The 19,837-nt window shown below is 59.1% G+C and carries 17 protein-coding genes and 1 tRNA gene; 8 read left to right on the forward strand and 10 right to left on the reverse strand.

The window, feature by feature from the left end; translation table 11 throughout:
- Window positions 1–16: 16 nt before the first annotated feature.
- Entirely contained in the window at window positions 17–1,090 is a 1,074-nt protein-coding gene (corA, locus tag CSING_RS06920) for a magnesium/cobalt transporter CorA (protein ID WP_042530906.1), read from the forward strand.
- A 10-nt stretch (window positions 1,091–1,100) separates the two neighbouring features.
- Here the strand turns inward: corA and CSING_RS06925 are convergent, their stop codons facing one another.
- The gene (locus tag CSING_RS06925) at window positions 1,101–1,547 is read right to left on the reverse strand and encodes a PaaI family thioesterase (protein WP_042533251.1); all 447 of its coding nucleotides are present in this window, start codon (window positions 1,545–1,547) and stop codon (window positions 1,101–1,103) included.
- A gap of 43 nt (window positions 1,548–1,590) precedes the next feature.
- On the opposite strand from CSING_RS06925, the gene gndA reads away from it, so the two are divergent.
- A complete protein-coding gene (gndA, locus tag CSING_RS06930) occupies window positions 1,591–3,048 on the forward strand; it encodes an NADP-dependent phosphogluconate dehydrogenase (RefSeq protein ID WP_042530908.1) in 1,458 nt (485 codons plus the stop codon).
- 89 nt (window positions 3,049–3,137) lie between these two features.
- On the opposite strand, the gene CSING_RS06935 is transcribed toward gndA, so the two are convergent.
- Window positions 3,138–4,103 (reverse strand): hypothetical protein, encoded by a 966-nt coding sequence (locus CSING_RS06935; protein WP_144403122.1) that lies wholly within the window; start codon window positions 4,101–4,103, stop codon window positions 3,138–3,140.
- 173 nt (window positions 4,104–4,276) lie between these two features.
- Here CSING_RS06935 and CSING_RS06940 point away from each other — a divergent pair, with 173 nt between their 5' ends.
- The 3 genes from CSING_RS06940 (at window position 4,277) to CSING_RS06950 (ending at window position 7,426) form a co-directional block, all read left to right on the forward strand.
- Window positions 4,277–5,623 (forward strand): DEAD/DEAH box helicase, encoded by a 1,347-nt coding sequence (locus tag CSING_RS06940; protein ID WP_042530913.1) that lies wholly within the window; start codon window positions 4,277–4,279, stop codon window positions 5,621–5,623.
- On the forward strand, window positions 5,620–6,477 hold the full coding sequence (locus tag CSING_RS06945) for a hypothetical protein (protein ID WP_042530915.1): 858 nt from the start codon (window positions 5,620–5,622) through the stop codon (window positions 6,475–6,477). The genes CSING_RS06940 and CSING_RS06945 overlap by 4 nt, the downstream gene beginning before the upstream one ends.
- Window positions 6,478–6,541: 64 nt before the next feature.
- Window positions 6,542–7,426 carry a vWA domain-containing protein gene (locus CSING_RS06950; protein WP_236683940.1) on the forward strand — a complete coding sequence of 295 codons (885 nt, stop codon included), beginning with the start codon at window positions 6,542–6,544 and terminating at the stop codon, window positions 7,424–7,426.
- A gap of 172 nt (window positions 7,427–7,598) precedes the next feature.
- On the opposite strand, the gene CSING_RS06955 is transcribed toward CSING_RS06950, so the two are convergent.
- The 5 genes from CSING_RS06955 to secA2 form a co-directional block, all read right to left on the reverse strand.
- Window positions 7,599–8,153, reverse strand: a complete 555-nt coding sequence (locus CSING_RS06955) for a MerR family transcriptional regulator (protein ID WP_141741443.1) — start codon at window positions 8,151–8,153, stop codon at window positions 7,599–7,601.
- A 269-nt stretch (window positions 8,154–8,422) separates the two neighbouring features.
- Complete coding sequence (locus tag CSING_RS06960) at window positions 8,423–9,019, reverse strand: bifunctional nuclease family protein (RefSeq protein WP_042530921.1); 597 nt, start codon at window positions 9,017–9,019, stop codon at window positions 8,423–8,425.
- Window positions 9,020–9,088: 69 nt separating this feature from the next.
- Complete coding sequence (gene ftsR, locus CSING_RS06965) at window positions 9,089–9,838, reverse strand: transcriptional regulator FtsR (RefSeq protein ID WP_042530923.1); 750 nt, start codon at window positions 9,836–9,838, stop codon at window positions 9,089–9,091.
- An 82-nt stretch (window positions 9,839–9,920) separates the two neighbouring features.
- Window positions 9,921–10,352 carry an oxoglutarate dehydrogenase inhibitor Odhl gene (odhI, locus tag CSING_RS06970; RefSeq protein WP_042530926.1) on the reverse strand — a complete coding sequence of 144 codons (432 nt, stop codon included), beginning with the start codon at window positions 10,350–10,352 and terminating at the stop codon, window positions 9,921–9,923.
- 87 nt (window positions 10,353–10,439) lie between these two features.
- Complete coding sequence (gene secA2, locus CSING_RS06975) at window positions 10,440–12,731, reverse strand: accessory Sec system translocase SecA2 (protein WP_042530928.1); 2,292 nt, start codon at window positions 12,729–12,731, stop codon at window positions 10,440–10,442.
- A gap of 97 nt (window positions 12,732–12,828) precedes the next feature.
- Between secA2 and CSING_RS06980 the strand changes: the two genes are divergently transcribed.
- The 3 genes from CSING_RS06980 to CSING_RS06990 all read left to right on the forward strand — a co-directional run bounded on the left by CSING_RS06980 (window position 12,829) and on the right by CSING_RS06990 (window position 14,624).
- Complete coding sequence (locus CSING_RS06980) at window positions 12,829–14,022, forward strand: bifunctional alpha/beta hydrolase/OsmC family protein (RefSeq protein ID WP_201773937.1); 1,194 nt, start codon at window positions 12,829–12,831, stop codon at window positions 14,020–14,022.
- A gap of 8 nt (window positions 14,023–14,030) precedes the next feature.
- Complete coding sequence (locus CSING_RS06985; protein WP_042530932.1) at window positions 14,031–14,429, forward strand: YchJ family protein; 399 nt, start codon at window positions 14,031–14,033, stop codon at window positions 14,427–14,429.
- A 121-nt stretch (window positions 14,430–14,550) separates the two neighbouring features.
- Window positions 14,551–14,624 (forward strand) — tRNA-Pro (locus CSING_RS06990).
- Window positions 14,625–14,669: 45 nt separating this feature from the next.
- Here CSING_RS06990 and CSING_RS06995 read toward each other — a convergent pair.
- The 3 genes from CSING_RS06995 to CSING_RS07005 all read right to left on the reverse strand — a co-directional run bounded on the left by CSING_RS06995 (window position 14,670) and on the right by CSING_RS07005 (window position 19,778).
- Complete coding sequence (locus CSING_RS06995; RefSeq protein WP_052471395.1) at window positions 14,670–15,353, reverse strand: ABC transporter ATP-binding protein; 684 nt, start codon at window positions 15,351–15,353, stop codon at window positions 14,670–14,672.
- Window positions 15,350–17,701, reverse strand: a complete 2,352-nt coding sequence (locus CSING_RS07000) for an FtsX-like permease family protein (RefSeq protein WP_042530934.1) — start codon at window positions 17,699–17,701, stop codon at window positions 15,350–15,352. The genes CSING_RS06995 and CSING_RS07000 overlap by 4 nt, the downstream gene beginning before the upstream one ends.
- A gap of 256 nt (window positions 17,702–17,957) precedes the next feature.
- The gene (locus CSING_RS07005; RefSeq protein ID WP_042530936.1) at window positions 17,958–19,778 is read right to left on the reverse strand and encodes a collagen-like protein; all 1,821 of its coding nucleotides are present in this window, start codon (window positions 19,776–19,778) and stop codon (window positions 17,958–17,960) included.
- Window positions 19,779–19,837: the final 59 nt, after the last annotated feature.

Consider the following 19,837-nt stretch of genomic DNA (forward strand, 5'->3'; position numbering starts at 1 on the left):
AGGAGGCTGTCCCACGATGCCGTCTGTACCGTCGCCCTTTAGGCCACGTAAAAAGAACGATCCCCCCAGCTCCTCACCTACGTTCTCCGTGCCCGTAGAGCGCGCAATCGAGCACTGCCGTGTCTTCGTCGATGGCGAGGCGTTGCCCGGCGAATTTACGCCGCATAGCGCGGTGCAAACCATCGAAGAATACGGTCGCGGCTTTGTCTGGGTCGGCCTTTATGAGCCCTTCGAATCGCAAATGACGAAGGTCGCCTCAGAGTTTCGTATCCACGAACTCATCGTTGAAGACGTTGTCCAAGCGCATCAGCGTCCCAAGCTGGAGCGCTACGATGACCAGCTCTTCGTCGTCGCGCGCTCGGTGAATTACCGCGACCATGATGAAGTGACTGATAAGCGCCAGATCATTTCCACCGGTGAGGTGCAGATGATTATTGGTGACACGTTCATCATCACCGTGCGCCACTCTGCCAAGTTGCCGAATCTGGCGTATGTGGTGCAGGACGAACAGGATCTCGTCGAGCAAGGCCCCGTCGCGATGGCGTGGAAAATCCTCGACATGATGGTGGACCGGTACTCCGAGATTTGTCGCCTCATCGCCATCGAGGTCGACGAGCTCGAGGAGGAGGTTTTCACCCCCAACTCGCTGCCCAACATTGACCGTATCTACATGTTCAAGCGCGAGATCCTCGAGATGAAGCACGCTATCGATCCGCTTTCGGCGGCGTTGCGCGCGATGAATTCCGACCATAAGGATCTCATCTCGAAGACAATTCGCTCCTATCTGCGTGACGTTAACGACCATGAGCTCGTGGTGAAAGACCAGGTGGCGGGCTTCGATGAACGGTTGACTTCGCTTATCGACGCCTCCGTGGCCAAAGTCACCATGCAACAGAACTCCGACATGCGCACCATCTCCGCTGTCGTCGGCATGTGGGCGGCTCCGACGCTGGTAGCCGGCGTATACGGTATGAACTTCGATGTCATGCCAGAGCTTCACTTCAGGTGGGGTTACTTCGGAGCACTGGGCCTCATGGTGCTGGTTGTAGCAGCCATGTGGTGGTGGTTCCGCCGCAACCACTGGCTGTAGGCCGCAGTGCTTACTGAACGGTCATCGTACGCAGCGTGGAGGCGGCGAGGAGGACGTCACCCTGGCTGATCTTGACCTCCCACAGCTGCGTGCGGCGCCCCTTGTAAAGGGGGGTAGCAACCGCAGTGACGATCCCGTCCGCCACGGGCTTGAGGAAGTCCGTGTTGTTGTTAACGCCCACCACCGGCTTGCCGGCCACGATAAGGCTGCCTACCGACGCCGTCGATTCTGTGATGGTGCAGTACAGACCACCATTCGCCACGCCCCACGGCTGGTGGTGATCCGGCACAACCTCAACCTCAGAGCGAATCTCGTCTTCCGAGACGTGCGTATAGCGCAGGCCGATCAGTCCTGCCAAGCCCTGTGGGTTGGAGTTGATGAGGCCAAGTTCTTCTTCGTTGAGCGGGCGGTTTTGGGCGGCTCCGAGGAGCTGAGTAAAGATTTCAGAGTGTTCCATGCCACACAAGGCTAGTCGATTGTGGTGACGTAGGATGGTGGACATGACTCAAACTGCTGAAAAGACAGATCTCGCTCAGATTGGCGTTGTGGGCCTTGCCGTCATGGGCTCTAACCTGGCGCGCAACTTTGCTCGCAATGGCAACACAGTTGCGGTGTACAACCGCAGCCCCGAGAAGACCCGTGCACTCATCGCAGAGCACGGCGAGGAAGGTCACTTCATTCCGTCTGAAACCGTCGAGGATTTCGTTGCCTCGCTGGAGCGCCCGCGCAAGGCCATCATCATGGTTCAGGCAGGAAAGGCTACCGATGCCGTCATCAACCAGCTGGCTGACGCCATGGATGAGGGCGATATCATCATCGACGGCGGTAACGCGCTGTTCACGGACACCATTCGCCGTGAGAAGGAGGTCGCTGAAAAGGGCCGCCACTTTGTCGGTGCCGGCATTTCCGGTGGCGAGGAAGGCGCGCTCAACGGCCCCTCCATCATGCCAGGAGGTCCAGCCGAGTCCTGGGAGACCCTCGGCCCCATCCTGGAGTCCATCGCGGCCAACGTTGATGGCACTCCCTGTGTCACCCACATCGGCCCCGATGGCGCCGGCCACTTCGTCAAGATGGTTCACAACGGCATCGAATACGCCGATATGCAGGTCATCGGTGAGGCTTACCAGCTGCTGCGCTACGGTGCAGGGCTGGAACCAGCCGAAATCGCAGAAATTTTCCGCGAGTGGAACTCCGGTGACCTCGACTCTTACCTCATTGAAATCACCGCCGAGGTTCTGGCACAGAAGGATCCGGAGACGGGCGCCCCGCTTGTCGACGTCATCGTGGACGCCGCCGGACAGAAGGGCACCGGCCGCTGGACCGCCATCAATGGCCTCGAGCTCGGTGTGCCCATTACCGGCATTGCTGAGTCTGTCTTTGCCCGCGCCCTGTCCTCTTCCACCGCACAGCGCGTTGCCGCGCAGGAAGGCCAGCTCCCATCCGGCACTATCAAGAAACTCGACGTCGATAAGGCCGAATTCATCGAGGACGTTCGCCGCGCCCTGTATGCCGCGAAACTCATCGCCTACTCCCAGGGTTTCGACGAAATTAAGGCCGGCTCTGAAGAGTTTGGCTGGGACGTGGACCCACGCGATCTAGCCACCATCTGGCGCGGCGGCTGCATCATCCGCGCCAAGTTCCTCGACCGCATCCGCGAGGCCTATGACAACAATGCTGACCTGCCCGCACTTATCCTGGATCCGTACTTCAAGGGCGAGTTGGAAGGCCTCATCGACCCGTGGCGCCGCGTCGTCGTCGCAGCAACCCAGTTGGGCCTGCCGGCACCAGTGTTTGCGTCGTCCCTTGCTTACTACGACAGCCTGCGCGCTGAGCGTCTGCCCGCTGCTCTGATCCAGGGCCAGCGTGATTTCTTCGGCGCCCACACCTTCAAGCGCGTGGACCGCGAAGGTACCTTCCACATCGAGTGGTCGGGTGACCGTTCCTTGAGCGAGTACTAAGCTCAGTCATCGGCCACAACACGCACAAGCCCCTCCTCGTGAGGGGCTTGTTCCGTATCGCTTGTGTCGTGGTGCTTCGGCTACTTTTCTTATTTACGGTCGCGCTCGACAATCCCGGCATCGACGAGCGGTTGGCGCAGCAGTACCTGACTCGTGTCGGAGATGTATTCGATCGCGGCAGTCTCCCCCGCAAGAACTTCCGACATCACGAATTCCTTCTGGCCTTCATGCGAGTTGTAGATCAGGAAAAGCATCGAACCGCGGGTCGTTTTCACTTCATTAGCCCGTCCAGCTAGATTAAGTCTGCTTGAAAGGCTCCCTAATTTTCCTACGTGCTCCTTGACCGGTTTCGCTGCGGCAGCAATGGCGTCCTTATTTCTGGTGTAGTTGACTTGGAGTTCGCCCTCCTTACCGAAGAAGCAGGTAATCGTCGGCACCATGCCACTAGAGAAAAATCCCTGGTCATCAGGCTTTCCGAAGAATGAGGCGCTTTGGATACACGTGTCCGTCAACCCAGCGAGCTCTTCCGGCACTGGGGCTTCAACAATCTCACCTTCTCGGATCTTATCCGCCTCCTCCATAGACAGCGAGTGGTCGAAGTAGTCAGCGGGCAAGCCTTCCAGCGGCGCGAGAGGTGCGGCCTCGACCTGTGTGGCCTCTTCGTTGTGGGAAGTGGGATTCTTAGAAGCCTTTGCGGCCTCACTCGGGCTCGGAACCGATGAAGCCTCCGTGGTCATCTCCACAGCCGTCGGCGTCTCGCTCAGTGGCGCTCCGAGGTGCGAATCCTCTCTATCGTTGCCTGAAATCAGGCGGTATGCCGCGAAACCGAGACCGGCCAGAACCAGCGCAAGGATGAGAAATACAAGAATAATCCATCGTGCGGTCGAGGACGATGATCTCTGCGGCTCATCGACTGCGGGAAAGGCCTGCGCTCCTGTTCCATAGGGGACAGACTGATGCGCTGCGTATGGGTCAGGATGATTGACATTGGTGTGCGGTTGGTGCGAATTCTGGTTGCCCTGCGGATAAGGCGACTGATTGTGAGGGGGCGTCATGCTTGACAAAGTAGCAAAATCCCAGCACACGCTCTCGCCAAGGTAATAAGACATGGGTGGAAGTCCCCGCAAGCCGCAACGTTGAGCACCTGAGCAGCTAACGGCAAGCTACACGGTGATGGGCGTATCAGTCATTTCGGTATCACTGCCACGAACACTAGACTTGTGAAGCAATGACTACTTTTGCCGAACTCGGCCTTCCCCGTGACGTTGTGCGTGTCCTAGACAAGCAGGGCATCACAACTCCTTTCCCAATCCAAGCAGCCGCAATTCCGGATGCCCTCGCCGGAAGAGATGTCCTCGGCCGCGGGCCAACCGGTTCCGGCAAGACTTTCACTTTTGGTCTGCCGATGCTCGCCCGATTGGCGGAATCCGGCACCTCACGTCCTGCCCGCCCGCGTGGACTCGTTTTGGCACCGACGCGTGAGCTCGCCACCCAGATTCAGCAGCGACTCGACGAACCTGCAGCAGCTCTCGGGCTGCGTGTGCTCGCAGTGGTCGGCGGTGTCAACATCAACAACCACATTCGCTCCCTTGCCCGGCCGGTAGACCTACTCGTTGCCACACCGGGCCGCGCGCAGGATCTCATTGATCAAGGCAAGTTGTTTTTTGATGATGTCACCATCACGGCACTGGACGAAGCTGACCAGATGGCGGACATGGGCTTTCTCCCCCAGGTGCGGAAGCTACTCAAGCTCACACCAGATAACGGGCAACGTCTGCTGTTCTCCGCAACCCTCGACGGAGAGGTCAACAAGCTGGTGAACCAGTTCATGCATGATCCCGTCACTCACTCGACTGCACCGGTTGAAGCAGCGGTGGACACGATGGATCACCACCTGATTTTCGTTGGCACACGTGAAGCTCGCAATGACGTCGTGCTGCGCCTAGGCGCACGCAAGGGCAAGACCATCATGTTTATGCGCACGAAACATGGTGTCGACCGCCAAGCCAAGAAGCTGCGCCGAGTTGGTATCAACGCGCTTCCCCTGCACGGCGATAAGGGCCAAGGCTCGAGGACTAAAGCCATCGAAGGTTTCGCCGATGGAAGCGTGCCAGTCCTTGTCGCCACCGACATTGCTGCTCGCGGCATCGACATCGCGGACGTATCGCTCGTCGTCCACGTTGACCCGCCCGCTGAGCACAAAGCCTACCTACACCGCTCGGGGCGCACGGCGCGCGGCGGCGAGTCCGGAACCGTCGTTACGCTCGTCACCGATGAACAGCGCGACGAGGTAGCCAAGCTCATTAAAAAGGCCGGTGTTGAGCATACGGATCTCGACATCAGTGTTCGACAGAACCCGGCCAGCAGCCCAGATCTAGCCCAGATGACGGGAGCTCGTAAACCTTCAGGCGAGCCGCTTGGACCGCCACACCAGCAACAGCCGAAGAAGCGAACCCAGAAGACTCCCCCGAAACACGCTAAAGAGCAGACTTCACACCGCCGAGCAGGAAGCCAAAGCCAGCGTGGACGCCGCCGAAACCAGCGTCGCCGGACAGGAAATTCGGGTCAGCGATGATTCTCCAGCCCAAGGATTGGCAGGCCCGGATGCGTGCGCACGAGGAAGCTGCGGATGAGTACCTTGCTCGCTATCGCCATCCAGGTTCCTACCATCCTGTGTATGACTTCCTCTTCGAGTACTATCCTGTGCGGCCATCGCACCTGCGCCGTTGGCACCCTGGCCTCGGCGTGGTACTTGCCGGGGATACGGTGCCGCATGAGGAGTGGAGGTTCTACCACCACAGCGACGCGGGCATCACACTCGACAGCGAGGCTTTCTTAGAAAAGCGTGGCGGTACGGTGCGCTACATCCTGGAATTGCTCGATAAGACCACTCACAACCCTAGTCAATTCGATTGTTTTGGCCTGCATGAATGGGCAATGGTCTACCACACTGATTCCCCTCGCCACGATCTGCCTTTGCGGCTGGGGGCAGAGGGGACGAACGAGGTCGTCGACAAGCACCGCATCAAATGCACACACTACGATGCCTTCCGTTTCTTCACTCAACCTGCACGTCCACTTAACCTTACGGTCCTGACTCGTGAGGATCAGCCGCAGCACGACCAAGCCGGGTGTGTGCACGCAACGATGGATCTCTACAAATGGGCGTGGAAATTGGGGCCGCTCGTTCCCGGAGAGCTCTTTTTGGACACGTTCCGGCTGGCGGTGGCTGCCCGCACATTAGACATGGAGGCTTCGCCATATGACTGCCGCGAGTGGGGTTTTGGGGTCGTGCCCATTGAAACTCCGGAGGGAAAGGCTGAGTATGTACGCCGCCAGCGCGCGCTTTCCGACGCCGCCGAGCCTCTCCGCGCGCGGCTTGTCTCCCTTATTCGCACAGCGCTGCCCGCTACAATGAATAACCATTGATGTGACCTGTCGGCGCGCGTGACGTTGAGTCGATAGGTCAAGTGGCCCCCAGCGCGGAAGGAACATGATGGCCCAGCACTCGGATGGAAAGAATAACTACGCACTTGCTCCGTGGCTCATTATCGTGGCCATCCTCGCGGTGCTCGCGCTTGTTATCGGTGGCTTCTTCCTTTTCCGTGGAAATGACCCTGCTTCATCCGAGACCGTGGCAGAAAAATCCTCCACAGCGCTTACGCCCGAGGAGACTTCCGGGAACGCCACCACAGCAGTCTCCCCTACCGCGAAGGCAGCTCCATCATCCTCTGTAAGCTCAACATCGACCGAGGCCTCTGAGGACGCGTCATCTTCCACTGTCACTGCGCCTAGCTCGGAGAACAAGCCCGAAGGCGCAGCCGATGAGGTCGCACCGAATACGTTGTTCCTCCTCGATACCTCTGAGAATCTCACTCCGTACTTTGATCCGGTAAGCCAAGGTGTAGCTGAGGCCGCACGAGCTGCCGGTGCACAGGGAAGCCAGGTGGGATTGTGGAACTACTCCTCCCCCATTTCCGCCACCGCTACGGTGGGTTATCGCCAAAACGTAGCTTATGGCGATGCTGACAACGTGGCTTATGCCGCCCAGATGTTTGGCACCGGCGGAGTTCCCCAAACGCGCAGTGCTGTCATCGCGGCCCTGGGTAACGCCACGGACCAAGTGTCCGAGAGCGGAAAGGACACTCGCGTCGTTCTCATTACGACCGGCACGCAGCAGGATATCGATGATGCCTCTTTTGCCGAAGCAGTGAAAAATGCACGCGGCGACGGTGTGAGCTTGAGCGTTGTTCATATTGGTGACGGCGACAAGGACGCCGAACTAGAAAAGGCAGCGGATTCGTTCACCGCCGTAGCAAATCCCGCCGACCTTACCGAGGACAAGAACAGCTTCGCTGCCGCCGCTGGTGCACACTAGCGTCACGCCTAAGCCCAGACGAGTACGAGTTCTATGCCTGACACGTACTAGCTCTGGGGGTGAAGGCTACTTTCTGGAAAGACAAAGCCGCCGCGCACCCCGGTTGGCACTGACGTGAGCAGCAGTGCTGGGATGTGCGGCGGCTAAAGATGTTCCTCAGCGGGCCTCGGGCTTACGAGGTCTTGCGCTTACGACGAGCTGCGAGCTCGTCAAGACCGACGACAACATCAGCCTCTTCTTCCTCCACGATGCGCTCTGCAGGGAAGGAAGTAATGGTGCCGGAGAGTTCCTTCAGGATGCCAGGCACTGCAATTCCGAAGACGCCCTGGCCACCGGCAAGAAGGTCAATGACTTCGTCGTTGGAGCGGCACTCGTAGACGGTCGTACCATCGGAGACAAGGGTAAGCTCAGCCAAGTCATTGACGCCGCGGTCACGCAAAGAGTCCACGGCCAAGCGGATGTTTTGGAGGGAAATACCGGTATCCAGCAGGCGCTTGACAATCTTGAGCACAAGTACGTCCTTGAAGGAGTACAGGCGCTGGGAACCAGAGCCGCGGGCGGTGCGGATGGAAGGCTTGACTAGATCGGTACGTGCCCAGTAATCCAGCTGGCGGTAGGTAATTCCCGCTACCTGGCAGGCGATGGGAACACGGTAGCCCAGTTCCTCATCCGGGCCAATATCAAAGAGTGACTCTTGGACGTAGCTTTCGCTCGTGCCGTAGTCCAGCTGGCTTTCGGCCTCGAGATTCTCGATGTAAAGGTCTTTACTGCTCACGTAATTACTCCAATGGTGTTTGAAGGGAGTTCTAGTTTTCTATTAAAGGCCACGCCGTTACCCGCGTCAAGGGTAGACCGCGCTGAACCTCTAGTAGAACTTTAGACTTGTTTCATCCCTTTGTCATCATTAGTCACACGCGTGTCATTAAAAATCTCCCAGGCAGAAAGAAAAAGCGGCGCCCTGGAGGGGCGCCGCGTGATGATAAACCAAACGGGAATCTAGTTCTCATCCTCCGACTCATCCTCGCTGAAAAGATCCTCTTCGGAGATTCCAGAATCGCGCATTAGCTGCTCAAAATCATCATCTTCCTGGGCTTTCCTTTGAGCAACCCGTTCATCGACGTCACGCAGCCGCTTCTCAGGGAAGGTTTCAGGGGATTCGGACTCACGTTCAAGTCCGTAGTACTCCTTCAGGTCTTCATCACTGATATAGATGGCAACCTCATTGAGCACGTCCTTCTCAAAAGTAATGGGCACGCCATAGTGATCCGCCAACACAAGAGCATCGCACATGCGGGCGTCATGCTCCTCCCCTCTGCCATCAATGAGATCCACCATGAACGCACCCTTGCGGTACTCCGAGACACAGATACTCTCAATGCCATCGAGTTGATCAGCGAAGGCAATCAGGAGTTCGTAGGTACTGGGGCGCGCATTAAAATGGTGTTCTAATACCTGCAGCACACGCGCGCCGTCAATGGGTGACACCCACACAGGAACGTGGCGGTCTGCTTCTTCCCAATAGAAAAGGGCGCACAGATTGTTTTCGGGGCCGACTGGATGGATACCTAAAAGTTTCAGTTCTTCAGAGTTCATGGTTCCACTCTCCCACACTTTGGCAGTGCATGGATGGCGTCCCAGCGCGCACGGCTGAAGCGAGGGACACTACGGCAAGAACTCGTCACGCAATTCGGTTTTCACCAACGTGCTGTGCAGCGAAAGCACCAGCGCAGCCATCTGCTGGGAGAGTTCTTCCGCCTGTTGCGGCGCGGTATCGGACTTCGAGTGAGCGACGGGCGTGGCAACCTGCGCGATAAGGTCAGCTTGGCGGCGAGCCGCGTTGCGCAGGGCCTTGAGCTGGCGGGCTTCGAAGCCGAAAGACTCAAGGGCAACCGCAGCCGTGACTATAGACACATCATCGGTGTCGAAGAAACCAGCAGCATCTGGTTTGATGAGCCCCACCTTGACCAAGCTCGCAATTTCTTCCTGGGTGGCGCCTGCCTGGTCGGCCACGTCGGCATCAGTAAGTCTATTGACCACTGGAGCACGGAGCTGTTCAGCACTGATAAGAGCCTCAGCCTGCGAGGACACGATCGCGGTGACTTGGCCGGAGTCCATTGCTTCCAGCTGCTCACGGATGACCTTCAGCGGAGTATAGTTATCGCGCTGCGCGGTCAGAATGTAGCGCAGACGATCCAGATCCTTCTGGTAGTAGCGGCGGTAGCCCTTAGGCGTGCGTTCAGGGGTAATCAGCCCCTCCGACTCAAGGAAGCGAATCTTGGACACCGTGACATCAGGGAACTGCTTTTGCAGGTGCTTCAGCGTCACGCCGATAGACATCGGCTTCTGCTTGGCGGCCTTAGGCTTCCTAGCGGCAGAGGGTGCCGCGACGGCGGAGGAGTTCTGTGCGCTCACGATGGGGACTACTTCTGCTTTCTACACGGTCTTGAGAACACAGCGAGGCAGAGACAACTATCCCCGCCCCGCCGGTTGGAACTTACTTGGCGGCGATGAAGACCAGACGGAACTTACCGATCTGAATCTCGTCACCGACCTCGAGGACCTGTGCGTTACGTGGCTCGCGGTTAACGTAGGTGCCATTGAGGGATCCGACGTCGACGACCTCGAACTGACCATCGTTGGCACGGAACTCAGCGTGGCGGCGGGAGACGGTGACGTCATCGAGGAAGATGTCTGCCTCTGGGTGGCGTCCCGCGGTGGTGGTGGGCTGATCCAGCAGGAAACGCGCACCAGCGTTGGGGCCGCGCTTCACGACGAGCAGCGCCTGGCCCTCAGCCAGGTTTTCAGCGCCAGCGACGGAATCGTCGGAGCTCGCCGCGGTGCCGTTTTCCATCTCCTTGAGAAGATCGGCGCGGAAGACAGAAGTAGTCTCTGCCTGCGGTTCCGGCGTTCCGGTGTTCTCGCTCATTTTTACCTCCGAAGGGTCGGATCGATGTTGACCTAATCTATATTAGCGACTCCGCTGCCCGCGCGAGCCGCCTCGCTGTAATTTACATTAGCGGAAGATGTTACCTATACCCTTGAGCACCGAATTTCCGCCCCCTGACAGCGGATTATCAGACACCATGTAGGTCCACGTCGCACTCGGGCGGGACAAACCGTGGTCTTCCAGATGCGCACCTTCGGCATCGATGACAACGCTCTTGAATGTATCGACGGCATCATCCACTGCGCGCTGCGCCAAATCCTTAAACTCGCGCACAGCAATGCGGTGATACTCATCGATGGGAGTCTCGCGGGCGATCGCGCGCAAGTGGATGGACTCGCGGACATCGTCCATGAGCTCAAGATGATCTGCCCAGGCTAGATCCAAGTGATAAAGCATGATTTCGCGGGCGGCGCGTTCGCGGGCGGCGGCAGGGACATCGCCAAGCTCGGCGGCTCGTTCAGGCGCACGCTCCGCGAGCTCCTCCCAAGCCTGGGCAGTATCGAGAAGCTTCGCGCGACGCTCATCAATGATGACGCGTTGGTCTGCGAGCAGCTGGTTGTACTTCCAGGTCTGGGCATGAATCTCAAGCAACTGGCCCTCGGTCACGCGTTGGCAATGTGCCACAAAGTCGCTGACTCGCTTGGACTCAATGAGTCCATCGGCATTGGGGCGCGCCGACAGGGATTCATCCTCGCCACCCTGCTGTACGACGTCATCCTCAAGGGACACGAAGAATACCGACATGCCAGGGTCTCCTTGGCGGCCCGCGCGGCCGCGCAGCTGATTGTCTAGGCGGGAGGAACGGTGACGCGAAGTTCCCAGAACAGCTAGACCACCCTTTTCCACGACAGCATCACGATCTGCTTCATCCGCGCCGCCAAGCTTGATATCGGTACCACGACCTGCCATCTGGGTAGACACGGTCACCCGTCCCACATCGCCGGCTTCGGCCACGATGCGGGCTTCGTCCTCGTCGTTCTTGGCGTTGAGGACGTTGACCGTAATCCCCCGTTCCCGCAGGGCATCGGCCAAATCTTCTGACTCAGCCACATCGTGGGTACCCACGAGAACCGGCTGTCCGGTGGCGTTAATGGCGGCGATCTCTTCGACGATGGCCTTCGACTTATCGTCCACCGTTGCATAGATACGGTCAGCCTCATCGAAGCGCTGCAGCTCCTGGTTGCGATCAATGACGGAGACGTGCAGGTCATAGAACTGACGTAACTGGTCGGTGGCCTCCACCGCCGTACCCGTCATGCCACACACCAGCGGGTAGCGGCGCATCAGTTCCTGGAGGGTAATGGTGTCAAGGATGCGACCGCCCTCGGAAACCTCAAGGCCCTCATTGGCTTCCACGGCTGCTTGGAGGCCATCGGGCCAGCGCTGGAGGTCGGCAACGCGGCCGCGGGAGGCGTCGATAAGCTGCAGCTTGCCGTCCGTAATGATGTAGTGAATATCCCGGATGAGCAGGGCCTTAGCATGCAGTGCCAGGTTAACCTTGACCAGCACCGTTCCGATGTTCTCCTCGGAGTACAAGGAGTCCAGCCCCAGCTCGCGCTCAACCCGCGCCGCGCCCTCATCCGTGAGCGCAACCGTGCGCCCATCCTCCGCAATGACGTAATCGTGTTCTTCGCGTAGTCGGGAGACCACATTGGTGATGTGGCCCGTCGATTCTTCGCCCGGCCGGTTTCCAGCGAGAACTAGCGGCACGAGGGCTTCATCAACGAGGACGGAGTCGGCCTCGTCCACAAGCGCTACATCTGCGCGGGCTTGGACCGTTTGCTCACGCGAGGTGATTTGGTTATCGCGCAACACGTCAAAGCCCAGTTCATTGACCGGGGCATAAATAATGTCCGCTTGATAAGCCGCCCGGCGCTCTTCTGGTCCGAGCTTTTCCGTCACGGAAGCCACGGTAAGTCCGAAGAACTCGACGAGCGGGCGCATCCACTCAGCGTCACGCGCAGCAAGATAATTGTTCACTGTCACCAGGTGCACGCGCTTGCCAGTCAGAGCAAAACCCGTTGCTGCCATGGCTCCCACGAGCGTCTTGCCTTCTCCGGTGGCCATCTGGATGACATCGCCCTCCAGCAAACGCAGGACTGCCTGCGACTGCACGTTGAAGGGGCGCATCCCCAACTTGCGCTCACTCGCAACGGCAAGTGCCGCGAGGAAGCGGGACTTGTCCGCAATGGCGCCATCTTTCACACAAGAGCGGGCGGCGTCGGCCACAGCGGCATCATCCAGCGCAGCAACATCCTCCACAGCCGAATCCGCGGCTGCCACCACAGCCTTAGATTTCTTGTTGTTGCGCTCGGACTGCGCGCCCATCGCCTTCCAGAACCAATCGAATGCGCCCATGAGCACTCCTCACCTTTCTGTGCGGCCTACACATCTCCCTTCGACTTTAGTCAACCCCGGTTCGCCGGCGCGCACTTGCCCTTATATCCTTATGAGCATGCAATCCGTGAACGTGACGCTCCCCTCCAGCACCGGCACCGCGATGGCCGGAACCATCGACTTCCCCGACACGCCGCCGCAAGCCTTCGCCATCTTCGCCCACTGCTTCGCCGGCTCCCGCCACACCCCGGGTGCTGCCCGCGTAAGTAAGCAACTCACCAATTTTGGTATCGCTACCCTGCGCTTCGACTTCCCCGGCCTAGGCCAGTCTGAAGGCAACTTTGGGGAGACGAACTTCAGCCAGAATGTTGCGGACATCCAGGCTGCTGCCGAGTGGCTCACCCAGAATTACTCCGCCCCGCAGCTGCTCATGGGTCACTCTCTGGGTGGCGCGGCTTCTCTCGCCGCCGCGAATGACATCCGTTCACTCAAGGCCGTGGCCACGATTGGCGCACCGTTCGACCCAGCGCACTCGGTTCTTCACTATGCCGACAAGATTGGTGAAGTCGACGCCAACGGTGAAGTTGAAGTGACCCTAGGTGGTCGCGCGCTCATCATTTCTCGCCACTTCCTCGAGGACCTCGCGGAGACCAACCCGGAAGCGTACCTGCCACGCCTGCGCAAGCCGCTGTTGTTGCTGCACTCCCCCATCGATCAGACCGTGGGTATTGATAACGCCCAGAACATCTTCCTCACCACGCGCTACCCCAAGTCCCTTGTGGCCTTGGATAAGGCAGACCACCTCGTGACGAAGCAGGGCGCCGCCGCACGCGCCGCTGACCTGATCGGCGCCTGGGCGGAGCAGTACATCGTGCCAGAGAACCTCCCTGAACCGGTCGATGCGGACACTGCTGTGGCCGTCCCCGCCGTGGGCACACGCATGGGCGTTGTCGTGCGCAGCAACGACCGTGCCGTGACCGCTGACCGCGCGAAGAAGGGCGGTGGCAAGGGACAGGGCTTTACTGCCGAAGGTCTGCTGATGTCCGCGCTCGCCACCGCCACAACCCAGGCGCTCAAGGCTGCGGGCAAGGAGCAGAAGGTGGACGCACAGGCGCTGGAGGAACTCACCGTCACCGTCACGCAGGACTCAGATAGTTCCTTCACCCGCACCATCTCCCTTCCGGACTCGTTGAGTTCGGAGCAGCGCACCGCGCTTGTCGACGCCTCCACGGCCACCCCCATCGATTCCCTCCTTGATGCCACCGTCACCACCACAGTCGTGACGGCCGATACTGTCACCGCCACCGCCTAGGCTCGCCGATGATTGTCCTCAATCCCCTCGAACCTGGGGCACGCTGTCCCTGTGGAACTGGCCTCTCTTTTGGCGAGTGTTGCTCGCGGTATCACGCTGGGGCACCCGCCCCTTCTGCAGAAGCGCTCATGCGCTCCCGTTTCAGCGCCTTTGTGACTGGCGATGAAGACTATTTGCTGCGCACCTGGGATCCCCGCACCCGCCCTGAGCGCCTCGATCTGGCCGAGACCGGGATACGCTTCTATCGTCTCGACATCCTCGATACCGTGGCTGGCGGGCCTCTCGATGACACTGGAGTCGTCGAGTTTGAGGCCTTTTACAAGGGCGCGGCGAAAGGTTCCCAGCGCGAGCGCTCCTCCTTCCGCCGCCAGGACGGGCTGTGGGTGTACTCCGCTGGTGAGTTCTAGGACTTTCGGGCAGAGCCCTCGCCCCATCCAACCGCTGAGCGAAATACACGCCTGAACAGCAATTTGTTGAAGCGAATACCGCTGGTGTAATCTGTAGCAGTTGCACCAATGAGTGCGACGGCGGACTATGGCGCAGTTTGGTAGCGCACTACACTGGGGGTGTAGGGGTCGCAGGTTCAAATCCTGTTAGTCCGACAGCTTTCCGGCTGGTCAGAGAAGTTCTGACCAGCTTTCATTGTTTTATTGTTCGTCCGTCCGGGTGTCGTAGTCTACGAGCCCGTCTACGAGGTGAACTCGGCGGGGACTCGAGGACGCAATGTCCTCATCGTGAGTAACCATGACGATCGTCGTGCCCGCCGCATTGATATCACGGAAGATGTCCATAACTTGGCGGCTATTCTCACTGTCCAAAGCACCCGTGGGCTCATCAGCGAAGATGATGCGGGGTTTGTTGATCAACGCGCGGCAGATGCCGGCTCGTTGGAGTTGGCCTCCCGAGGCTTCGGTGATGTCGCGGCGCGCTAAGGATTCTACGCCCAAGTTCTGCATGAGTTCTTGTGCGCGTTCCACGAGCTCATCCCGCGGCGCAAGGCCGGCAAGGAAGGCAGGAAAAATGATGTTGTCGAGCACGTTGAGGTTAGTGAGTAGGTGGATCTGTTGGAAGACAAAGCCCATGTGCGTCAGTCGCAGTCGCGCCAATTCCTTCTGGCTGAGCTGGGTGAGGTCTTCGCCGCACAGTGTAACCTGCCCCGAGGTAACGCTATCCATTCCACTGAGCGCATAAAGCAGTGTGGACTTTCCTGACCCAGATGGCCCGGTAATGGCCACCATGTCCCCGGCATCAATGTCAACGCTTATTCCGTGAAGCACGGTGTTATCGCCGAAAGCCTTGGTTACGTTGCGGGCGGACAGAATGGTTGTCATTGTGCTGTCACCTCCGTGATATGGGTACGACTGATGGAGCGGCTACCCAGCCACGTGGCAGCGGCAACCGAAAGAGAAAGAACGAGGGGAACAAGACCATACACCAGCCAAGGATTGACCATGAGTTGGATTTGGCTGCCGCCTTGGCCAGCTGCCTCCATCCCGCCGAAGATGAGTTCCATACCGAGGTTGAACACGCCCTCCCCGGCGATAAGGGCCAACACCATTCCCACCGGAACCGCGCACGCCAGCACGGAGAGAGTCCGAGTGAGGTACTGGGTGCGGATACCGCCGACGGTGTTGCCCAACGCGCGCTGAATGGCAATCGGCGTGGAGTCGGTAGCAATGAGCATACGCACGAACATCAGCGTGATCAGAGCCGCAAGCAGTGCCGCTGTGGCCAGGATAATCAAGGCCACGGTCCGCAGAGACTGGGCGACAGGTCCGAAGGTTTGCTCTGCCATGGTCTCCAAGGCGACGGGATTAGCTTTAGGCCAACGGTGAGACCACTCCTCCAGGACGTCCGCAGGCTCAACGCCAGGTTGAAGATCAACCAACACCGTGTACCACGTGACATCTTCAGGCTTTGTATCCAGCAGCGCTTTGGCAGTCTTACCACCGTTGGTGATGTCCTGGTATGAACCAACGATGGTCAGAGGTTTCAGTTCTCCCCGTACTTCCACGGGAATCGTCTCCCCCACCTCATAGCCGGTTGCGCTCAAGGACATCAGCGGCAGCGCGATCTCATCAGGGGTATGTGGTGCACGGCCTTCGACATAGGCGGTGGGCATGGTGTCGTGGTCGCCGCTGACAATGTTCATGCTAATGCGTTCTCCAGAGACCACGAGAACATCGTGACGGGACGTGGTGGTGAGGACGTGGTGAGCCACGGAATCGGCGTGGTGCAGGGTGGCGTCAATGTCGTGAGCAATGTCCGCATCCGCAGGTGATTCTGCACGCCAGCCGAAGTAAACGTCTGCCTGCGCAATGCCCATATAGGTGCTGAACCGCGGATCATTGGCTGTGTTGGCCGCAGCGGTGGGCACAATGACGATGAAGGTGGAAATCACCAGAACACAGAAGAGAAGGACATGGGCGCTCAGTCCACGCAGCAGCGCTATAAAGCCCAGACGAATATTTGTCGGTGTCCGCTTCGCCGTAGCGAGGCTAAGGCGCGGTCCCCTGCCAACCTCCTGTGTGCCTCCTGTTCGGAGCGCCTCCACGGCGCTCGTGCGTCCCACCCTGCGCAACATGACGAGGACAAACAGAACGGTAAGAACAAACATCAGCAGCGCGCCACACATCGCGCCGGCCACGCCCGCCCCACCATGTTGTACGCCTTGGTAGGCAGATAACCGCTGTGTCATCAGGGGTAGCAACCCCAGACCAAGTGCCAACCCCACTACGGCAGCAATGGCAGCTAGCGCAGCGTATTTCACTAAATACAGCCGCCGGATCCTGCTTGTGGGTACGCCAATAGCGCTGAGCACGCCAATCTCCTTGGCGTCGTGGCGCAACGTTGTCAAAAACGACAAGCGCAGAACGAGCAACCCCACGATGAGAAGAAGCAACGACGCCAAGATAATCGCTCCGGCACTAAACCCCTCGCCCACTGCAATGAACATACGGAAGGTCGCGCGGTCTACCGTAGGGCCATTGGCCGGTAATCCAGCATCCATGTATGCGGTGCTCACCGTTGGGATCTGGGTGTCCGGATCCTGCACCCAGAACTCGATAAGGTACTCCCGCGTGCCATAGTTACTTGCGATATCCATAAAATCCGCGTCGTTGACCGCGATACGCTTGGAACCGGCAATCGGTGGATTCATGATTGAATCCCTCGTGAAACCAACAACCGTCAACGAGCGCGCGCCGGGCCCAGTGCCGATCTCCACAACGTCTCCTACCTGCAGGGAACCCTCAATCTTGTACATGATGGGCATGATGACGGTGCCGGGCTCTACCGCTCCAATGGGCTGGTTGTCCTCATCGAGTAAGAGGTCCCCACTCTTCGGCGGAACAACGAGTGAGTTCTGCTGGACGTTATCGCGTTGGTCCACACCAGCGAAGACAAGGTCGGAGCTGTTGAGTGTGAGGAGCTCCACGATCTGGTGGTCGGTGACATTAGGGGTGTCCTGGGCAAATCTGTCGATGCTGTGCTTATCGACGTCCCCCGCATGCATCTGCACGAGGTGTGGTGCCCGCGCTTGGTCGAGCAAAGCATCGGCTGCCCCGCCCAATTGCGCGATGAGCCCAGCACTTGCCGTCGCCAGCGCGACCGAGACCGCCATGAGGGCCGTAACTGCAAAGGTCAACACGGTATTTCGACGGACATCGTTGCGAAGCATTCTGCCAAACATTGGGTGGATCACCTCACCGTCGAAAGAGAGCCTTACTCTGTAAGGTTGAGTTTACTTCAGCACCCCCTCCCACGTACGGATTATGCGACATGATGTACCCCACGACATCCCTCCATAGGCGATACCTCCCGAGTTAGCAAACAACACAAAGAAGCCACCGTGCCCGGCAAAGATGCCGGAGACGGTGGCCTTGATTGCTCGCTCTAGGGTTTACAGAGCCTTTGGCACAGTAGCTAGCGCATCCTTAGCGGCCAGCACGCCACGGAATGCCTTCCTTAGGCAGGTAGCCCAGCAGGTAAAGGTAATCCATCGCACCAAGTACAGAGACGATGAGGCCGCCGCCAAGAAGGGCCGCGAGGAAGGAATAGCCAACCATAGAGGACATATCGGCGTCCTTGCCATCCTTACCGTCCTTGCCGTCGACGCCATCACGGCCGTTAAGACCGTTCAGGCCATCGCGACCATCTTGCCCGTTGATACCATCGCGACCTGGTGCGCCGTTGGCACCGTTCATGCCATTCGCACCATCACGGCCATCTTTGCCGTCAACGCCATCTTTACCGTCGCGGCCCGACTCGCCATCTTTGCCGTCGACACCGTCCTTGCCATCGCGGCCGTCACGACCATCGCGGCCGTCACGACCATCGCGGCCGTCACGACCTGTCTCGCCATCTTTACCGTCACGGCCGTCACGACCGTCGCGGCCGTCACGACCTGGCTCGCCATCTTTGCCGTCCTTGCCATCGCGGCCCGGCTCGCCATCTTTGCCGTCCTTGCCATCGCGGCCCGGCTCGCCATCTTTGCCGTCCTTACCGTCGACACCGTCCTTGCCATCGCGGCCCGGCTCGCCATCCTTGCCGTCCTTACCGTCGACACCGTCCTTGCCATCGCGGCCCGGCTCGCCATCCTTGCCGTCCTTACCGTCGACACCGTCCTTGCCATCGCGGCCCGGCTCGCCATCCTTGCCGTCCTTACCGTCGGCACCGGCGGAGGGAGTCTCAGACGGCTCGGTCGTGGGCTTGCCGGAGGCAGACGGTTCGGAAGAGTCGGTCGGCTGAGCGGACTCGCTGGGCTTGACCGGTTCCGACTCGGTCGGCGTGGCAGGCTTGTCATTGGAAACCTTCTTGCCGTTGAGCATGTCAGCGCACTTCTGGCCGGCAGGCGCATTAACTTCAGCCAGAGCAGAGGCGGAGGCAGAAATGCCGCTGAGAGTCTCCTCAATCTCAGCGCGCTGGTCGTCGGAAAGCTTAAGGTCCTTGGCTGCACTGGCGCCCGGGAAAAGTCCAGCGATGGTCACCGCAGCATTGAAGATCTTGAGGACGACGGAGACACCCTTACCGAAGGCGCCGTCAGCAAACTTGATGAGGTTCGATACGGTCTTCTTCGCAGCATCCGGGTTGTTGAGATCGACCTCTGCATCAGCGTTGTCAATGCGGCCGATGGCCATGCCTTGTGCACGAGCCAGGTCCCACGTTACGGCCTTGTCTGCCTCACCCTTACGGACGAGTTTGGCAATGCCTTCCCAGGAGCTCGCACCAATCTTCTTGATGAAATCAGACGGGATAAGATCGCCAACGACTGGGATAACCTCCCAGACGGTCTGGAGCAGCTTGTTGCCGCCGTCGTAGAATGCCTTTGCTAGGTCAAGCTTGCGCTCAAGCAACTGGCCTTCCTTGCCAGGAGCGTCAGTGATTTCACAAACTAGCTTTCCGTTCTTTTCTGCTGCGGTTACGGTGACGTCGGCAGTAGAGGCCTCGGTGCTCTCAAGCTCAGCGAGTGTCGTAGGCTTCGTGCTTTCGGTGCCGAAGAAGCTGAAATCATTGTCGCGGGATTCTCGCTCAATATCCTCGATAGCAATATCGCCAGCGTTATTAGAGTCAATCAGGTTGCCGTCCTCATCAAAGAGAGTGCCGTTGACATCGACAGTGTCGGAGCCTGCGTCCTCGTGGACGAACGCGGAAACAGTAGGCAACTCCACCGCGAGTGCCTGCGGGGCAACAATCACGGACGAGAAGGTGGCGACGGCCACAGCAGTGGCAACGATGCGGGAAGGAATGCGGCGCATGGCGGTTCTTTCTTAAATCTCGATGAAGGCTTGCTTACCGTACGCGATAAGCGCAATGA

It is taken from the genome of Corynebacterium singulare, from assembly GCF_000833575.1.
GTDB classification, from domain to species: Bacteria; Actinomycetota; Actinomycetes; order Mycobacteriales; family Mycobacteriaceae; genus Corynebacterium; species Corynebacterium singulare.